This is a genomic window from Thiothrix lacustris DSM 21227 (assembly GCF_000621325.1).
Taxonomy (GTDB): domain Bacteria; phylum Pseudomonadota; class Gammaproteobacteria; order Thiotrichales; family Thiotrichaceae; genus Thiothrix; species Thiothrix lacustris.
Genome location: NZ_JHYQ01000002.1, coordinates 82,056 through 97,103, shown reverse-complemented (window position 1 = coordinate 97,103; position 15,048 = coordinate 82,056). Strand labels below are relative to the sequence as shown.

Annotated in this window: 13 protein-coding genes; 2 read left to right on the top strand and 11 right to left on the bottom strand. The window is 53.1% G+C overall.

The window, feature by feature from the left end:
- Position 1: 1 nt before the first annotated feature.
- Positions 2-550: a CDP-diacylglycerol--glycerol-3-phosphate 3-phosphatidyltransferase gene (gene pgsA, locus Q394_RS0101920; RefSeq protein ID WP_028487789.1), complete on the bottom strand. Its 549-nt coding sequence runs from the start codon at positions 548-550 to the stop codon at positions 2-4.
- Between the two features lies 1 nt (position 551).
- The gene (gene uvrC / locus Q394_RS0101915) at positions 552-2,384 is read right to left on the bottom strand and encodes an excinuclease ABC subunit UvrC (protein WP_028487788.1); all 1,833 of its coding nucleotides are present in this window, start codon (positions 2,382-2,384) and stop codon (positions 552-554) included.
- 113 nt (positions 2,385-2,497) lie between these two features.
- On the opposite strand from uvrC, the gene Q394_RS0101910 reads away from it, so the two are divergent.
- A complete protein-coding gene (locus Q394_RS0101910; RefSeq protein ID WP_028487787.1) occupies positions 2,498-3,886 on the top strand; it encodes a vWA domain-containing protein in 1,389 nt (462 codons plus the stop codon).
- On the opposite strand, the gene Q394_RS0101905 is transcribed toward Q394_RS0101910, so the two are convergent.
- From Q394_RS0101905 to Q394_RS21190, 4 genes are all read right to left on the bottom strand, one after another.
- Positions 3,878-5,155: an FGGY-family carbohydrate kinase gene (locus tag Q394_RS0101905; RefSeq protein ID WP_245606715.1), complete on the bottom strand. Its 1,278-nt coding sequence runs from the start codon at positions 5,153-5,155 to the stop codon at positions 3,878-3,880. The two genes, Q394_RS0101910 and Q394_RS0101905, sit on opposite strands and share 9 nt — an antisense overlap.
- Entirely contained in the window at positions 5,115-6,251 is a 1,137-nt protein-coding gene (locus tag Q394_RS0101900) for an acetate/propionate family kinase (RefSeq protein WP_028487785.1), read from the bottom strand. The genes Q394_RS0101905 and Q394_RS0101900 overlap by 41 nt, the downstream gene beginning before the upstream one ends.
- A complete protein-coding gene (gene pta, locus Q394_RS0101895) occupies positions 6,248-8,338 on the bottom strand; it encodes a phosphate acetyltransferase (RefSeq protein WP_028487784.1) in 2,091 nt (696 codons plus the stop codon). Before pta ends, Q394_RS0101900 begins: the two co-directional genes overlap by 4 nt.
- Positions 8,339-8,443: 105 nt before the next feature.
- Positions 8,444-9,580 carry a HupE/UreJ family protein gene (locus Q394_RS21190; RefSeq protein WP_051542617.1) on the bottom strand — a complete coding sequence of 379 codons (1,137 nt, stop codon included), beginning with the start codon at positions 9,578-9,580 and terminating at the stop codon, positions 8,444-8,446.
- Between the two features lie 201 nt (positions 9,581-9,781).
- Here Q394_RS21190 and Q394_RS21185 point away from each other — a divergent pair, with 201 nt between their 5' ends.
- A complete protein-coding gene (locus Q394_RS21185; RefSeq protein WP_051542615.1) occupies positions 9,782-10,096 on the top strand; it encodes a hypothetical protein in 315 nt (104 codons plus the stop codon).
- 64 nt (positions 10,097-10,160) lie between these two features.
- On the opposite strand, the gene Q394_RS18735 is transcribed toward Q394_RS21185, so the two are convergent.
- The 5 genes from Q394_RS18735 to Q394_RS18725 form a co-directional block, all read right to left on the bottom strand.
- Entirely contained in the window at positions 10,161-11,198 is a 1,038-nt protein-coding gene (locus Q394_RS18735; RefSeq protein WP_169735871.1) for a YHYH protein, read from the bottom strand.
- A gap of 167 nt (positions 11,199-11,365) precedes the next feature.
- A complete protein-coding gene (locus Q394_RS18730; RefSeq protein WP_084260312.1) occupies positions 11,366-12,445 on the bottom strand; it encodes a YHYH protein in 1,080 nt (359 codons plus the stop codon).
- A gap of 210 nt (positions 12,446-12,655) precedes the next feature.
- Complete coding sequence (locus tag Q394_RS0101870) at positions 12,656-12,991, bottom strand: hypothetical protein (RefSeq protein WP_028487783.1); 336 nt, start codon at positions 12,989-12,991, stop codon at positions 12,656-12,658.
- Entirely contained in the window at positions 12,991-13,575 is a 585-nt protein-coding gene (locus Q394_RS0101865) for a hypothetical protein (RefSeq protein WP_028487782.1), read from the bottom strand. Before Q394_RS0101865 ends, Q394_RS0101870 begins: the two co-directional genes overlap by 1 nt.
- Positions 13,576-13,600: 25 nt before the next feature.
- Positions 13,601-14,908, bottom strand: a complete 1,308-nt coding sequence (locus Q394_RS18725) for a YHYH protein (RefSeq protein WP_211248778.1) — start codon at positions 14,906-14,908, stop codon at positions 13,601-13,603.
- Positions 14,909-15,048 lie beyond the last annotated feature (140 nt).

The window sequence follows — 15,048 nt, the reverse complement described above, 5'->3', positions numbered from 1 at the left end:
CCTAGGCTTTAAAAGCACTGCGGAGGTACTGCACCATCGACCAGATGGTCAGTACCGTCGCAATCGCCAACGCCACCATACCCCATTCCCGCAACGGAAAAATACCCAACAAGGTCTGGTTATAGAGCAAGAAAATCAGAGCGATAATTTGCGCAGTCGTTTTCAGCTTACCAATAAACGCCACCGCCACTTTGGAACGATTGCCGGATTCCGCCATCCATTCCCGCAATGCCGAAATCACGATTTCACGCCCAATAATGATGGCTGTCGCCAAGGTAATCCAGATATTGGCTTCACGCTCCACCAACAAAATCAGCGCAACCGCCACGATCAGCTTATCCGCCACCGGGTCAAGGAATGCGCCGAAACGCGATTCCTGTTGCCATAATCGCGCCAGATAACCATCCGCCCAATCGGTTATCCCCGCAATCCCAAACAAGGTTGCAGCCGCCAGTGGAGCCCAAGGGCGATCCAGATAAAACAGAAACACCAACAGCGGAATAAACGCAATCCGCAGCCATGTCAGCAACACTGGCAGGTTGAAAATCATATCAACTCTCATCTCCATTAAAGAAATCATAAATCTTGCGAGCCAAAGCCTGGCTCACACTAGGCACTTTCGCCAACTCTTCCACACTCGCGCGTTCAATCGCTTTCAAGCCGCCAAACTGTTGCAGTAATACTTGCCGCCGCTTCGCACCCAAACCCTCAATCTGTTCCAGTGGCGATTGGGTACGCGCTTTCTGGCGGCGGGCGCGATGCCCGGTAATCGCGAAACGGTGCGCCTCATCACGGATTTGCTGGATCAAATGCAAAGCGGCGGAATGTTCCGGCAAAGCCAAACGCCCAGTGCCCTGTTCGATGATCAATGTTTCCAGCCCCGGCTTGCGCCCCTCACCTTTCGCCACACCGATAACGTTGACACCAAGCACTTGTAATTCATGCAACACATCCAACGCTTGCGTCACCTGACCTTTGCCACCGTCGATAAACAGAATATCAGGGCGCTTCCCCTCTTGCTCAATAGCACGACGAAATCGCCGCGTCAGGGCTTGATGCATCGCGGCGTAATCATCACCGGGCTGGATACCGTCGATATTATACCGCCGATATTCGGCTTTTACCGGGCCATTCAGATCAAATACTACACAAGAAGCAACCGTTGCCTCACCCATCGTGTGACTGATGTCGAAACACTCCATACGGGCGGGCAAACCATCCAACGACAATGCTTCCTGCAAGGCAAACATGCGTTGCTGAACGCCAGCGCGAGACAGTACCTGCATTTGCAAAGCTTGCTCGGCATTACGCTGGGCGAGTTCCACCCATTTACTGCGTTCACCACGCTGCGGCTGACGGATCACCACCTTACGCCCCTGTTTCAGGGTAAGCATGTCTGCCAACACTTCTGGCTCATCGGGTGTTTCCGATACCAGAATCTCCCCCGGCACATCATGGTTCAAATAATATTGCGCCAAAAATGAGCCAAGAATGTCCGGGGTGCTCACTTCTTCGTCTGGCAGCTTAGGGAAGAAGTTCCGGTTGCCGAGATTATTGCCATTGCGCACCGTAAACACCTGCACGCAGGCCAATCCAGAACCGACGCAAATCGCCACCACATCGACATTGCCGTTACTGCCACTGACGTATTGCTGCTGGGAAATATGCCGCAAACTCTCAATCAGATCGCGGTATTCCGCCGCCTTCTCGAAATTCAGGGTGTCGGCAGCACTGCCCATTTTTTGCACCAGTTCATCAATCGCCTCTTGGGTACGACCTTGCAAAAATTGCACGGCATGGCGGATGCTTTGATCATAATCCTGTTTCTCAATCAAACCCACGCAAGGGCCGCTGCAACGCTTGATCTGGTATTCCAGACAAGGGCGCGAACGGTTGGCGAAATAACTGTCTTCGCATTGCCGCGCCTTGAACAGCTTTTTCATCAAATGCATGGTCTGGCGCACCGCCCCGACGCTGGGGTAAGGGCCGAAATACTGACCCGGCTGCTTGCGTGACCCTCGGTAAAATTCGATACGCGGAAATTCCCCCGCCGTGACATGGATGTAGGGGTAGCCTTTGCCGTCTTTCAGCAAAATGTTGTAGCGTGGTGAATGCTGCTTGATCAAGTTGCTTTCCAGCAACAAGGCTTCGGCCTCAGTGTTGGTGATAGCGATTTCGACATTGCAGATTTGCTTGACCATCGCAAAGATGCGCGAATGGGTCGGTGTCCCCCGAAAATAGCTCGATAGCCGATTTTTCAGGTCTTTAGCCTTGCCGACATAGAGAATTTTGCCGTCTTTACTCAGCATACGGTACACGCCCGGCTTGTGCGGGACGGTCTTCAGGAAATCTTTGGGGTCGAATGGGGGCAAGTCAGTTTGCATAGTGGGTATTTTGCCACAGCGCGGTTGAAGTTGCGCGGCGAGATTGTACGCCAATTTGCACCATAGCCCGCTGCCCTCTACCATCAGGTTTTTCCCATGAAAAGCTGTTCATCATGCCAGACCTCGACATCAAAGCCATTGAAGACAAACTGGTGGCTGCCCGCACCAAGCTGATCCTCGACAAACCCTTTCTGGGTGCATTGGTGTTGCGCCTGCCCTTGCAGATCGCCAACCCGGCATGGTGCCCGACCACGGGCACGGATGCCCGCAAGTTTTATTACAACCCCGAATACATTCAAGAATTGCGCACCGAAGAAGCCCAGTTCGTGCTCGCCCACGAAGCCCTTCATTGCGCCCTGTCGCATTTTGCCCGCCGTGCCCACCGCGTCAAACACCGCTGGGACTTGGCTTGCGATTACGCCATCAACCCCATCCTGATTGCTGACGGCCTGAAACCACCGCCGGGCATGATCATGATGAAAGAATACGTCGGCATGACCGCCGAGGAGATTTACCCGCTCCTCGACGACAACGACATGACCGAAACGATGGATCAGCACCTGTATGACAAGGAAGACAATCCCTCCGAAGGCGGGCGCGATACCAGTGACAACCCGCTGAATAACCGCGACAAACAGGAAACTTCCACACCCAACAACAAGGATGACCAACCACAGGAATCCGAACCAGAACCCGGTGACGAGGCTGAACCAACCGAGCCGGAGCCTTCCGAACCAGAACCCGGCGACGCAGGCGCGGGACAATCTGCCGCTCCCACCGAAACCGATAATGACAGCGGCGGGCGACAACAAGAACGCGATGAACAATCCGAAGGCGGCGAAGCCCCCCCGCCGCCACTGAACCAGCAAGAAGCCGAAGACCTCAGTGTGCAATGGCAACAACGCCTTGCCGGGGCAGCACAACAAGCCCAGCAAGCCGGAAAACTCAGCGGCGTCATGAAACGCCTGGTGGAAGAACTGCTGCAACCGCGCTTACCGTGGCGCACCTTGCTGGCGCACTACATGACCGCCGTGGCTCGCGATGATTACAGCTATGCCCGCCCCAGCTCACGGCGTGGCGACCCGGCGATTTTCCCCAGCCTGAAAAGCTACCAGATTAACGCAGTCGTCGCGCTGGACGTGAGCGGCTCAGTCAACGACAAGGAATTGCAAGACTGCCTGTCAGAAATCAACGCCATCAAAGGGCAAGTCCGCGCGGCTGTCACCCTACTCGCCTGCGATTCCGAAGTGGTGGAAGGTTTCCCGCGCCGTTTTGAGCCGTGGGAAGAAGCCACCCTGCCACAAGCCATGCCCGGCGGTGGTTCCACCGATTTCCGCCCGGTATTCGAGTGGGTAAATGCCCAAGACCAGCAGCCGGATATTTTGGTGTATTTCACCGATGCGCAAGGCTATTTCCCCAAAGCACCGCCGAACTTCCCGGTCATCTGGTTGGTAAAAGGCAAGTCCCCCGTACCGTGGGGCACAAGAGTACAACTAAACTAGTAGGGGCGTATTGCATACGCTCTCTTCCAGAGCCAACAACGCTGCCCCAAACGCGGCCTCATCATGCCGTGAAGCCAGCAACGGCGCACCAATCAGCCTTGCCCGCATCTGCATCCACGCCGGATTGCGGCTACCGCCACCGACAGTACGCAGCGTTTGCGGGTAAGGTGCTCCAAGCTCATGCAGGCGCTGCCAGCCTTCCCGCTCAATCCGGCTCATGCCTTCCAGCATGGCTTGCAGAAATGGCACATCGTCTGCCGGGCGTGGCGTTAGCCGAGGCTGCAATTGCGGATCAGCATGGGGAAAGCGTTCCCCCGGCTTCATCAACGGGTAATAATCCAGCCCAGTGGGGGTTTCCGGTGTGAGCAGCGGCGTCAAACGCTCCAACGCCGCCCGCGAAAAATGCTGTAACAGCACTGCCCCACCGCTATTGGATGCGCCCCCCGCCAACCACTTATCCCCCAAACGATGGCTGTAAATACCGAATTCAGGGGCAAATATGGGCTTGTCACTGATAATTTTGAGCGCAATGGTACTGCCCAGCGACGTCACCGCATCGCCCAACGCGCTTGCACCCGTGGCGATGAAAGCCGCAATACTGTCAGTGGTTCCAGCGCGACAGATCCCCGCCCCAATCTTCTCGCCCGGCACATACACTTTCGGCAACAAGCGCTCAGGAACCAGCCCCTTCACCCATTCCGGCCATGCACGCCGCACCGGGTCATACCCCAGCTTCAAGCAATTATTTTCATCGCTGAAACCAAATTGCCCTGCCAGCTTGCCCGCAATCCAGTCGGCCTGATGCAAAGCGTGAGCGTGGGGTTGGTCGGGGTAATGCTCCAAGAGCCACAGCAATTTGGCGAGGCTGCTGGTCGCACCGTGCGCACCGCTTTCTCTGGGGGCAATGGCTGCAATGCGCCGCGCCTGTTCCAGCGCACGCGCATCGTTGTACATCAGGGCGGGTGTCGTCGGGTTGCCAGCCGCATCCGTCAGCAAAATCGTGCCGGATGTGCCATCCACGGCGATACCTTGCAGATTTGAGCGGATAGCGGCAGGCAGTTCTCCCAACATCTGTTGTACCGCAGCCCACCACAGATCAATCTTCCCCCCCTCTACCTCTGGGAGAGGGGCTGGGGGTGAGGGTTCTTCAGGGTAAATAACCCGCGCTTCGGCTTGCACCGCCTGATTGCCATCAATAACAATCAAGCGGCAACCAGATGTGCCTAAATCAAGACCGGCGTAATAACTCTCGGGCAGTGCTGCGGGCAATTTCAAGCTCCTCATTGGTGGGAATCACCAAAAGCTTGAGGGTAGCAGCTTCCTGCTGGAATGCCAGAATGCCTGCGGTGTGAGCCGTATTTCTGTCAAGGTCAGGGTGTACACCAAATACCTGCAAATTCGCGCACACTTGCGCCCGGATTCGCGCCGAATGTTCGCCAATGCCGCCGGTGAATACTACGGCATCTATGCGCCCCAACACGGCGATATACGCGCCGACGTATTTTTTCACGCGGTAGGCAAACATGGCTTCCGCCAGTTGCGCATCGGTATCCCCGCTATCGGCCAGTGCCTGCACTTCGCGCATGTCGCCGACGCCACACAGCCCTTTCAGGCCACTTTTTTTATTGAACAGGCTTTCCACATCATCGGCTGATAACCCGGTTTCGCGATGCAGGTAGAAATGCAGCGCGGGGTCAATGTCACCACAGCGGGTTCCCATCACCAGCCCTTCCAGCGGTGTCATGCCCATCGACGTGTCTATACTCTTGCCCCCAGCAATCGCCGCCGCGCTGCAACCATTCCCCAGATGCAGGGTAATCAGGTTGAGATCGGCCAAATCACGTTGCAAATACGCTGCCGCCTGTTGCGCCACGTACTGGTGTGACGTGCCGTGAAAACCGTAACGCCGTACCTTGTGTTGCTGGTACAGCTCGACCGGCAGCGCATAGCGGAACGCCACTGGCGGCATGGTCTGGTGAAACGCCGTGTCAAACACCGCCACCTGTGGAATGCCCGGAAACAGGCGTTGCGCCACTTCGATACCTTCCAGATTGGCCGGGTTGTGCAATGGAGCCAACGGAATCATCGCCCGGATGGTATCCACCACCGCCGCATCAATCAGCGCCGGTTGCTTGAAATGTTCGCCGCCGTGTACGACGCGATGCCCAATCGCATCAATTCCGGCAATGCCTGCTGCTTGCAAACGCTGAATAATTTGTTCCAGCGCCTCATGGTGAGAGGCCATTTCACCACCGGCTTCACCAATCCGGTCGATCAAGCCACCCGCCAACACTTGCTGCTCGTCCATGCCGAACACTTGGTATTTGATGGATGAGCTGCCTGCATTCAGTACCAGTATTTTCACGATGCGGTCTCCTGTTGCGCCTGAATCGCGGTAATCACCACGGTATTTACAATATCCGTCACCGTGCAGCCTCGGCTGAGGTCGTTGACCGGCTTGTTCAAACCTTGCAAAACCGGGCCGATGGCGACGGCGTTGGCGGAACGTTGCACCGCTTTATAAGTGTTATTGCCGGTATTCAGGTCAGGAAAAATGAATACGGTGGCTTTGCCTGCGACTTCGCTACCGGGCATTTTGGAGTTGCCAATACTGGCGTCCACCGCTGCGTCGTACTGGATTGGGCCATCGAGTTTCAGCTCAGGGCAACGGGCATGGGCAAGTTTGACGGCAGTACGCACTTTTTCCACGTCATCGCCTTTGCCCGATTCACCTGAGGAATACGAAAGCATGGCGGTACGTGGTTCAATGCCAAACATCCGCGCCGTGTCGGACGAAGTGACGGCAATATCCGCCAACTCCGCCGCATTCGGGTTGGGGTTGACCGCGCAATCGCCGTACACCAGCACCCGGTCTTCCAGACACATGAAGAACACGCTGGACACCAGTGAGCAATCCGGCTTGGTCTTGATGATTTCAAACGCCGGGCGGATGGTGTGCTGGGTGGTATGTGCCGCGCCGGATACCATGCCATCGGCATAACCCAGATGTACCATCATCGTGCCGAAATAACTGACATCCACCATCGTATCCCAAGCGAAAGCCGGGGAAACGTTCTTGTGCTTGCGCAATTCGTAATAAGCATCGGCGAATTCCTGCCGCCACGGCGATTTGCGCGGGTCAATAATGTCCACATGGCGCAATTTCAGCCCCAGATGCGAGGCTTTAGCGCGCACGTCTTCCTCAACACCCAACAGACTGACTTGCACCACATCCCGCAAGGAAAGAATTTCAGCCGCGCGTAACACGCGCTCGTCACTGCTTTCCGGCAACACAATGTGTTTGCGCTGCGACTTGGCACGCTGGATCAGCTCGTATTCAAACATCAGCGGGGTCATGCGCTGCCCGACGTTCTGGATGATCAACTGGCGCAACTGGTGCATATCCACGCAGGATTCCATCAAGCCCAGCGCCACCGCGATCTTGCGTTCGTCGGAAGGCAGAATACTGCCTTCCACTTCGTTGACTTTCAGCGCAGTCTCGAAGGTATCCAGCGGTGAAGACAGGATAGGCAGGCGCAAAGGGTTCATGCCTTCCAGCAGCTTGCTGACCTGTGGCGCGGGTTGTTGCCCACCTGTGAGTACCAACCCGGAAATCAACGGGTAATTGCTGGACGCATCCGCCGCCAAAGTACCCAAAATAATGTCGGAACGGTCGCCGGGGGTAATGATCAGGGTACAGTTGTCCAGATGGTCGAGGAAATCCTGCACCTGCATCGCCGCCACTTTGTAGCGGGAAACTTCGTGGTTCATCGACTGCGGCGTGCCGTACAAACAGGTGAAATGCAGAGCGCGGGCAATTTCACCCACGGTCGGGCGTCCCAGCGAACTCTTTTCTGGCAGTACGTAAAACGGGAAGCGCGAACCTTGCAGCAAGGTCGACAGCTCATCGACCTGATCGGGCGGCACGCGGTTGGCAAAAGCTGCTAGCAACTCGCAATGCTGCCCCGCGTCCAAATGTTCTTCCAGCATCCGCACCGCATCGGCAATTTCACCCGCAGTACGCCCGTGACCTTTGACGACAGGCATAAACAGGCAACCAAAATGGTTGGCAAGTCTGGCATTGAATCCCAGCTCCAGCGCGGTATTTGCCCCGGTGAAATCGGTTCCAGCGCACACCACGATGTCCATCTTTTCCTGCACGGCGCGGTATTTGGCGAGAATCAGCTTGAGCAAGTCATCGTGATGACCTTCCGCGATCATTTTACGGGCAACGTCCAGCGTCACGCCGTAGAGTTCGCTGCCTTCCATGTCCAAACCATAACGCTTGGAAATCAGGTGAATCAGCGGGTCGCGCCCGTTGTTTTCAGTAATGACCGGGCGGAAGAAACCAACATTGGGCGTCATGGCGCGGAGCATTTCCATCATGCCCAGCACAATGATTGACTTGCCGCTGCGGGGTTCTGCCCCGGCTATGTAGATACTGTGAAACACGCTTTACCCCCTAAATGCCGAATGATTTTGTGCACTGCACCAATCATCATAAAGCAATTCAGAGGCTGCTACCAGTGGGAGACGGTTAAGCGGTATGCATACGACTTACCCCATCAGCCGCTCCACTAACCAAAATGCCCCCATCAAACCAATCAGCACAGACCCTACCTGCATGTAAGATCTTGACTGCTTTTGCTTGAACAATAACAGCAATACAGGAAAAATCAGCAAAATTGCCAGCAATTGCCCAGCCTCAACCCCCAGATTGAAGAACAACAATGCACTGGCAACCTGATCACCCAGCCCGATTTCCTTGAGGATGTAGGAAAAGCCGAAACCGTGGATCAAGCCAAATAGAAAAGTCACCACGACACGACGCTTCCAAGGGGAAACTGGCTGTGGCTGGTGTTGCCGCTGCAATTCGTAAAGGTTTTCAAGCGCCACGTAAACAATGCTGAAGGCAATCGCCACTTCCACCCATGCAGCAGGCAGGTTGACAATATCCAGCACGGACAAGCCCAAGGTGATGGAGTGAGCCACGGTGAAAGATGTCACCAGCGCCAACAAAGGTTTAATGCGGATAGGCAACATCAGCAGAGCCAGCAGGAAAAGCAGGTGGTCAAATCCAAATAAAATATGCTCCACCCCCACCGGGAAATAATGGGTGGAGCTGAATAAGGCGCGGATTCCGCTAGCGGCTGGCGCATCCGGCGCTAATGTAGACATAGACGCCTGTTGTGATGCCTGTTGTGACGCACGCTTCTGCCATGCTGCCATGACCCTTCCGAGTGGCACCTGATGTTGGCGCTTTTCTGCCGAAAAGACAAAATCCTGGAAACGGTCGACGTTGGCAATGGCCAAGCGGGTGAAATTTTGATGGTTGGGAAGCTGGTCGATAAAAAGCTTGTACTCAATCGTCAGTGTCTCAATGGCAGCGCCGCAGTCATACTCCATCTTAAATTGCTGTGAGGCAATATCATTCAGCACAAGGGTTCCGGCCGTTTTAACCGTGCAGACGGCTTCACCATTTTTCATCACTAAGCCTTCGCGGATAGCTTGCTCCACCCCGGCCTCATCGGTATTCAGCGTCTTCAAATTGGCGATGGGAGCGGTATAAACAACCGTAAGCTGGCTGTTGCTGGTAATGAGGATACCCGTATCCGTGACACCATCGGCAACATGAGCAAAGGCCGGTGTACTCAATAACCATAGCCAACTAAACAATAATAGGTATTTAATCATGACAAACAACCAGATAAAGAAAAGAAGTGATAAGTGAGCATGTGATACTAATGCTGAAATGTTTATCAAATATGGACAAAACCAAGCTTTCAAGACATGAAAATCTCCATGACTTCTCCATATTTGCCCCTCACTTGCTCCTTATTTCACGATCAGAATGCACCCTGTCAATAAGACAATAATCTAATCCAGGAGCTACTTATGTTTAACACACCAAACAAACTGAAGTTTGCAACAGCCTTATTTCTAGCCTTTGCTACTTACGCGATGTCTTCCAATGCAGAAACAGGTCGTGGCGGCCAAGGTGGTCAAGGCGGCCCTCAAGGTGGCCCACCTCAAGAAGCCATTCAAGCTTGCGCTTCACTGACTGAAGGCACTGCTTGTAGCTTTACAGGTCGCCAAGGTGAAACGATGACCGGTTCATGCATCACCCCACCACGCGGTGAAGCATCGTTGATCTGTGCTCCTGAAGGCGGCAATGCGCGTCCTCCAAGACCTGAGAAAAGTGCAGAATAACGGTCTGGCAACCAGCTAAACAGAAAACCGGCAAGCTTAATCGCTTGCCGGTTTTTTTTGTGGACTATTTAATAATGGGTGAACTACGCTGGTCGACAAAAGCACCCTTAACACACGTTGGCATATTGGGCGCGTCCAATGAGGCATGGTAATGATAAATGCCATCAGGGAATTCCGCCGTTACACTTGTATGTCCGTTACACCCGTCCAGATCAGTAGGTGTAGTCGCCACGCCATTGAGCATATCTGCGTAGGAATAAATCGGATAACCATCTTTCGCATAACCCGTTAAAGCCGTGCTGCTCTGGGTAATCTTGTTACCACAGTTTGCCAGATTGTCAGTACCGTGTGCCTGATGCACTTTATCAGCTGCCTCGGGAATTAAGTGCCAGTGATAATAACCCGCCGGATCGTGATGCCCCCCGCAATAATCCAGTGATGGAATATTGCCACCAACAGCCGCCGCCATACCCGTAGGCCCTGTGACAACAGAAGGCGGCGTACCCGCAAAGGGAATACCATCCAATGACAGCCCGACAGGTTGCACACTACCGATCGCAGTGGGAGAAGTAGTATTTTGAGGTGTAACCGGTATCAGGTAAGTCACTGTCAACGCATCATTCGCCGATGCCTCCAGACAAGCTGCCGTACAATTCTCGCCGGTAGTGGTTCCCAATCTTGGATCCTGAATACAAACCGTTCCGGCCACTTCATCGATCAGGTCATACCCATCGTTCGCCATATTATCCCATAAGGTCTGGGTCAGACTCTGGAAGCCGGGGCCGCTGGCTCCATCATAAATACCCACGCCACCATCCAGCATCGTGTAACCACTCGGGCAAAACGGACCTGCATCATCATCAACCAGATCGCCATTGCTGTTGTGTATCACATTGTCGTTAAAAACAAGCTTGTGACAGGTAGTGGAAGCGCCATTGCTTAATGTACAAGTCGTCGTACCAGATGAAACAATCGACCGAAACAGGCTTACGTCAAGAATGGTGCTAGTGCTTGAAGTAGTAGTAGTGGTGGTGGTATCTGTACTATCAACAGTACTACTCGTGGTACTGCTACCACCATTGCATCCAGAGACAACTGACATTGAACTCAATGCCATAATAACTAAAGATTTTTTAAGCACTATAGGTTGATATTGAGTGAATGATAATTTGAACATAAATTAGCCCCATCATTGACAATGAATCGTTTTGTAAAGTGAGCGGAATGACTAAATAGGCGCTCTATTCCTATTCAGTCATTCCAACGTCTTTATTGTGGCGGCAGCCCTGTGGGTGGAACGCCTCCAGCTGGAGGTGCTCCCGCTGCGGCGGCGCTTGCAGACGTACCCTGCTCACCGTGGAAACAGCCAATGAACGCATTATCACCCGCTGGAGCAGCATGGTAATGGAAGCCACGAATGGCATCGGTATGACCACGGCACTGATCCAGATCAGTATCATCATTACCCGTAGGATTTTTATTGGCGTAAATGCCGTAACCATCCATTGCATATCCCAACAGAGTGGCATGACCATCTTCTTGAATAGCTGACTCAGTACAACCGGTAGCAGCGTGGTAATGGTAGCCAACATTTGGATTAACATGCCCACCACAATCGTCGAATGCAGCAATGGTATAAGCGCTCAGAATAGCGTCAACTGGAGCGGCCAAGGCGAACGTAACGCCAGTCAATGAGATACCAACATTACCGTTGAGTGTCGCAGGTGTCGCTAATGGAACAGGTGTTTTGGGGATCAAGACCGTTTCCGAAATACCGCCGTTAACGTAATCCAGTGAACATTCCACACAATAATTTTGATATTCCGCAGCAACATTGGGTTGCGCAGCTGCCTCACAGGCTACCTGTGTATCGGTAATTTTCACTTTACCCGTTGCTGGGTCATACAATTGCCAGCTAGCATCGCTATAAAGCGTCGGCAGATTGACAATGAAATTACCGTCAACATCGTAAGTTTCACCACTCCCATCAAGCCAAATACCCCCCTCTGTCGCGGTTGAAGTAATCGTGGGTGGGCAGAAAGGGCCAACAGCATGATTGGCGGGAACACCTTTAACGCTAATCCGGTAGCATGTCGTTTTCGTTCCACCACTCAGCACACAATCTTCCGTGGTTGCATCCTCAACCAACGCCCCGCTAACAAAAAGATTGGGGTTAGGCCCCTCAGTAGCATCAGCGGTACTAACGACTGTACTCGCTGTCGTGGTATCAGTACTGGTAGTGTCTGCACTGGTTTCTGTGGTTATTGTTGAAGAAGAACTACCGCCGCATCCACTTAACCCAGCGACCAGAATCATCCCCAGAAAAGTGGAGCCATATTTTATCTTCATGTTTGCCTCTATTACATATTGTTAATGATGACTAAACATATCTGCAAAATGTGAAGGAAATATGGATGACGAATAAAGAGTAGGAACTTGAAAAAAGCTTTAACAGAAATTAGTTAGACCCCCAGTTAACCAAGTTTGGTTGAACTGGAGGCTTTTACAAAAGCCTCAGTTTTGAGGTGGGGAGCGGCGGATTACGCCATTCCGTCGGAATTAACGACGTGGTGGAAGCAGGGTTTTAGCAGCTGTTGTGGTCGTACTGCTTGTGCTGCTGCTTTTGGATGTATCGGTCTTTACTGGCATTTGCGCACCTTGAGCTGGCGCTTCGGTGTATTCAGCCACGGACAGTTGCTTGTCTGCATCCTTGTCTTTGCTGGCAAAGCCCCACACCAAGCCACCGGTGTCTGTACCACCCAATGCAGACATTTCTGCCAATGACAAGGAGGCATCGCTGCCAGCAATCAGGCTGAAAGCTGTCGCGGCTTGTGCTGCCGTTTTGTCAGCGAAAGCGGCGGCAAATTCTGCTGTCTTGCCAGCGAGCATCTCCATCACGGCTTCTTGGTAAATAAGGATGTTTCAGGCTGCTCAGGCGTTAAGACAAATTTATATTTTTCGGGTGCTGAGTCTGCGCCAAGTTTTCGCGTGGCTGTCATCTCAAGTGACTGTTCATCCGCCGTTTTCCCAAATAACCCAACATGAAGGGTTAGCTCATCGCTAGTGGCGGAGTCGGTACTAGCCAAAGCAAAGCGCCCCATCACCACCAGTTGTTCGTTAGGGGCTTGCGGTTCCTCGTGTGAAGCGACAGGTGATAGCATCAAACCTTGCAATGGCCGTGAGCCTTCCTTGTCAGTTAGCCTCACCTTTTCGTTGATAGCCGTCACAAGAGCTGCGCGGTGTTTGATGAATTCACCGGCAGACATTTTACCGTCACCATCATCATCAATAGCGTCAAAGGCTGACACGGGCAGTGACAGCATCATAAAGACACCATCCTCCTTGAAATTTAAGGTGCCGTGCTGAGCGACCATCATGTGTGCTGATGTGTGCGGCACAATGGCCGCACTCAACACTAAGCTAGAGAGCAGAAGCTTGGCCTGAAACATCAGGCGTTTGTACTGGCTTTGCTTAGACATCTTAATACCTGTTTATGAATGAGTGTTATTGAGCAGGAGCATCTGCTGGAGGCGCGCCCGTTGGAGCACCGCCCGCCGGAGGAGCACCCGCGCTTGCCACTGCACCTTTCACACAACGCTGGAAGTAAGGGTAGCTGTCCGTTGCATAGTAATGGTAGATGCCGTTAGGAAATTCAGGGGTTACACCAAAACGCCCGTTACACTCATCCAGATCCCCGGAACCTGCGACATATTGCCAGTCCTGTTTAAACGTACCCATTTCATAAATGTCTACGGAAGGTCTGGTGGCGCTCACGGAAGTAACGTGTTGATAGCTCCCCGACACCTTCTTTATGGCTGAACTTGCATTAGTCGGGTCGCTGTAACCATAGCGTGCATAGATAGGGAAGCCATCCACAGCCCAGCCGACTTGAGTCATTTTGGAGCTATTGCCACCTTTCAAGGTAATAAAACCTTCTGGCATCCCATGGTAGTGATAAGTGCCATCGGGTTGAACGTGTGCATTATTTTCATCAGCGCCAAAATCAAAACTTGAGTGTCCTAATGCTTCCAGATTCCATGCGCCGCCGTTATCGCCACCACTACAAGAAGTACCGTAATCCGTACAGGAACCACCTGTACCAGCGTCTATTTTAATACCATTGAGTACATGTCCCTGAGGGCCTGCTGGGCCGCCACGGGTTGTCGCGACATCTGTCTTGGTGGGTGTTAGCGTATAGCTGGCTGTGACGGTCTGTTCTGAAATCGTATTCGGATTACCAGGGTTAGGGAAAGTCCCAACCGCGTGATCAGGAATACCATTCGCCGCCAGCTCACGTGTTGTTCCCGTACAGGTCCAGGCTGAGGTACTGGTAGCATTCACCGAGCTGGAGGCGTTGAATCCACTATAACTATAATCACACGCAATCCCAGCGGTTGAAGCTTGACCGGCTGCCGTGCTAGTTGTAGTGGCTGTGATGACTACCTGATCCGTGGTGGTTTCTGTGCCATCACTGACGGCGACCTGAAACGTGTAGCTTCCTGCAACATCAGCCGTGAATGTCGGGTTTACTGTAGTCATCGAATTGAGTACCGCAGCACTATTGGCAGGCACTGTCACCGCCGACCAGTAATAGGTAAGGCTGTTCCCATCTGCATCAGAGCTACCACTGGCATTCAGGCTGACGGTAATACCAGGCGTCACATTTTGATCTACCCCGGCACTGGCTACGGGTGCTGTATTAGCACCTGTGGTGCTGGTTGTTGTCGTTACTGTCGATGAGGAGCCGCCGCACCCCTGTAGCCCAGCTATCAGCGCTAGGCTCAGAAGTGTCTTGCGATATTGTATGTTCATATTTCCCACTATTAGCGTTTGTTGGTGATAGCTAAAGATTACGGTGCAAATGTGGGGGAAATATGGATGATGAACTGACTTCACTGTTCCCAGCTTGTTTCTACACATTTACTCCACTTTCTGGGTTTACCCTGACAGGT

Excerpts from the sequence above, each read along its gene's own strand:
- Q394_RS0101910 (WP_028487787.1), top strand. The coding sequence starts at position 2,498 with ATGCCAGACCTCGACATCAAAGCCATTGAAGACAAACTGGTGGCTGCC.
- Q394_RS18730 (WP_084260312.1), bottom strand. The coding sequence starts at position 12,445 with ATGAAGATAAAATATGGCTCCACTTTTCTGGGGATGATTCTGGTCGCT.
- Q394_RS21190 (WP_051542617.1), bottom strand. The coding sequence starts at position 9,580 with ATGATTAAATACCTATTATTGTTTAGTTGGCTATGGTTATTGAGTACA.
- Q394_RS18735 (WP_169735871.1), bottom strand. The coding sequence starts at position 11,198 with ATGTCAGTTGTCTCTGGATGCAATGGTGGTAGCAGTACCACGAGTAGT.
- pgsA (WP_028487789.1), bottom strand. The coding sequence starts at position 550 with ATGATTTTCAACCTGCCAGTGTTGCTGACATGGCTGCGGATTGCGTTT.
- Q394_RS18725 (WP_211248778.1), bottom strand. The coding sequence starts at position 14,908 with ATGAACATACAATATCGCAAGACACTTCTGAGCCTAGCGCTGATAGCT.
- Q394_RS0101865 (WP_028487782.1), bottom strand. The coding sequence starts at position 13,575 with ATGTCTAAGCAAAGCCAGTACAAACGCCTGATGTTTCAGGCCAAGCTT.
- Q394_RS21185 (WP_051542615.1), top strand. The coding sequence starts at position 9,782 with ATGTTTAACACACCAAACAAACTGAAGTTTGCAACAGCCTTATTTCTA.
- Q394_RS0101870 (WP_028487783.1), bottom strand. The coding sequence starts at position 12,991 with ATGGAGATGCTCGCTGGCAAGACAGCAGAATTTGCCGCCGCTTTCGCT.
- uvrC (WP_028487788.1), bottom strand. The coding sequence starts at position 2,384 with ATGCAAACTGACTTGCCCCCATTCGACCCCAAAGATTTCCTGAAGACC.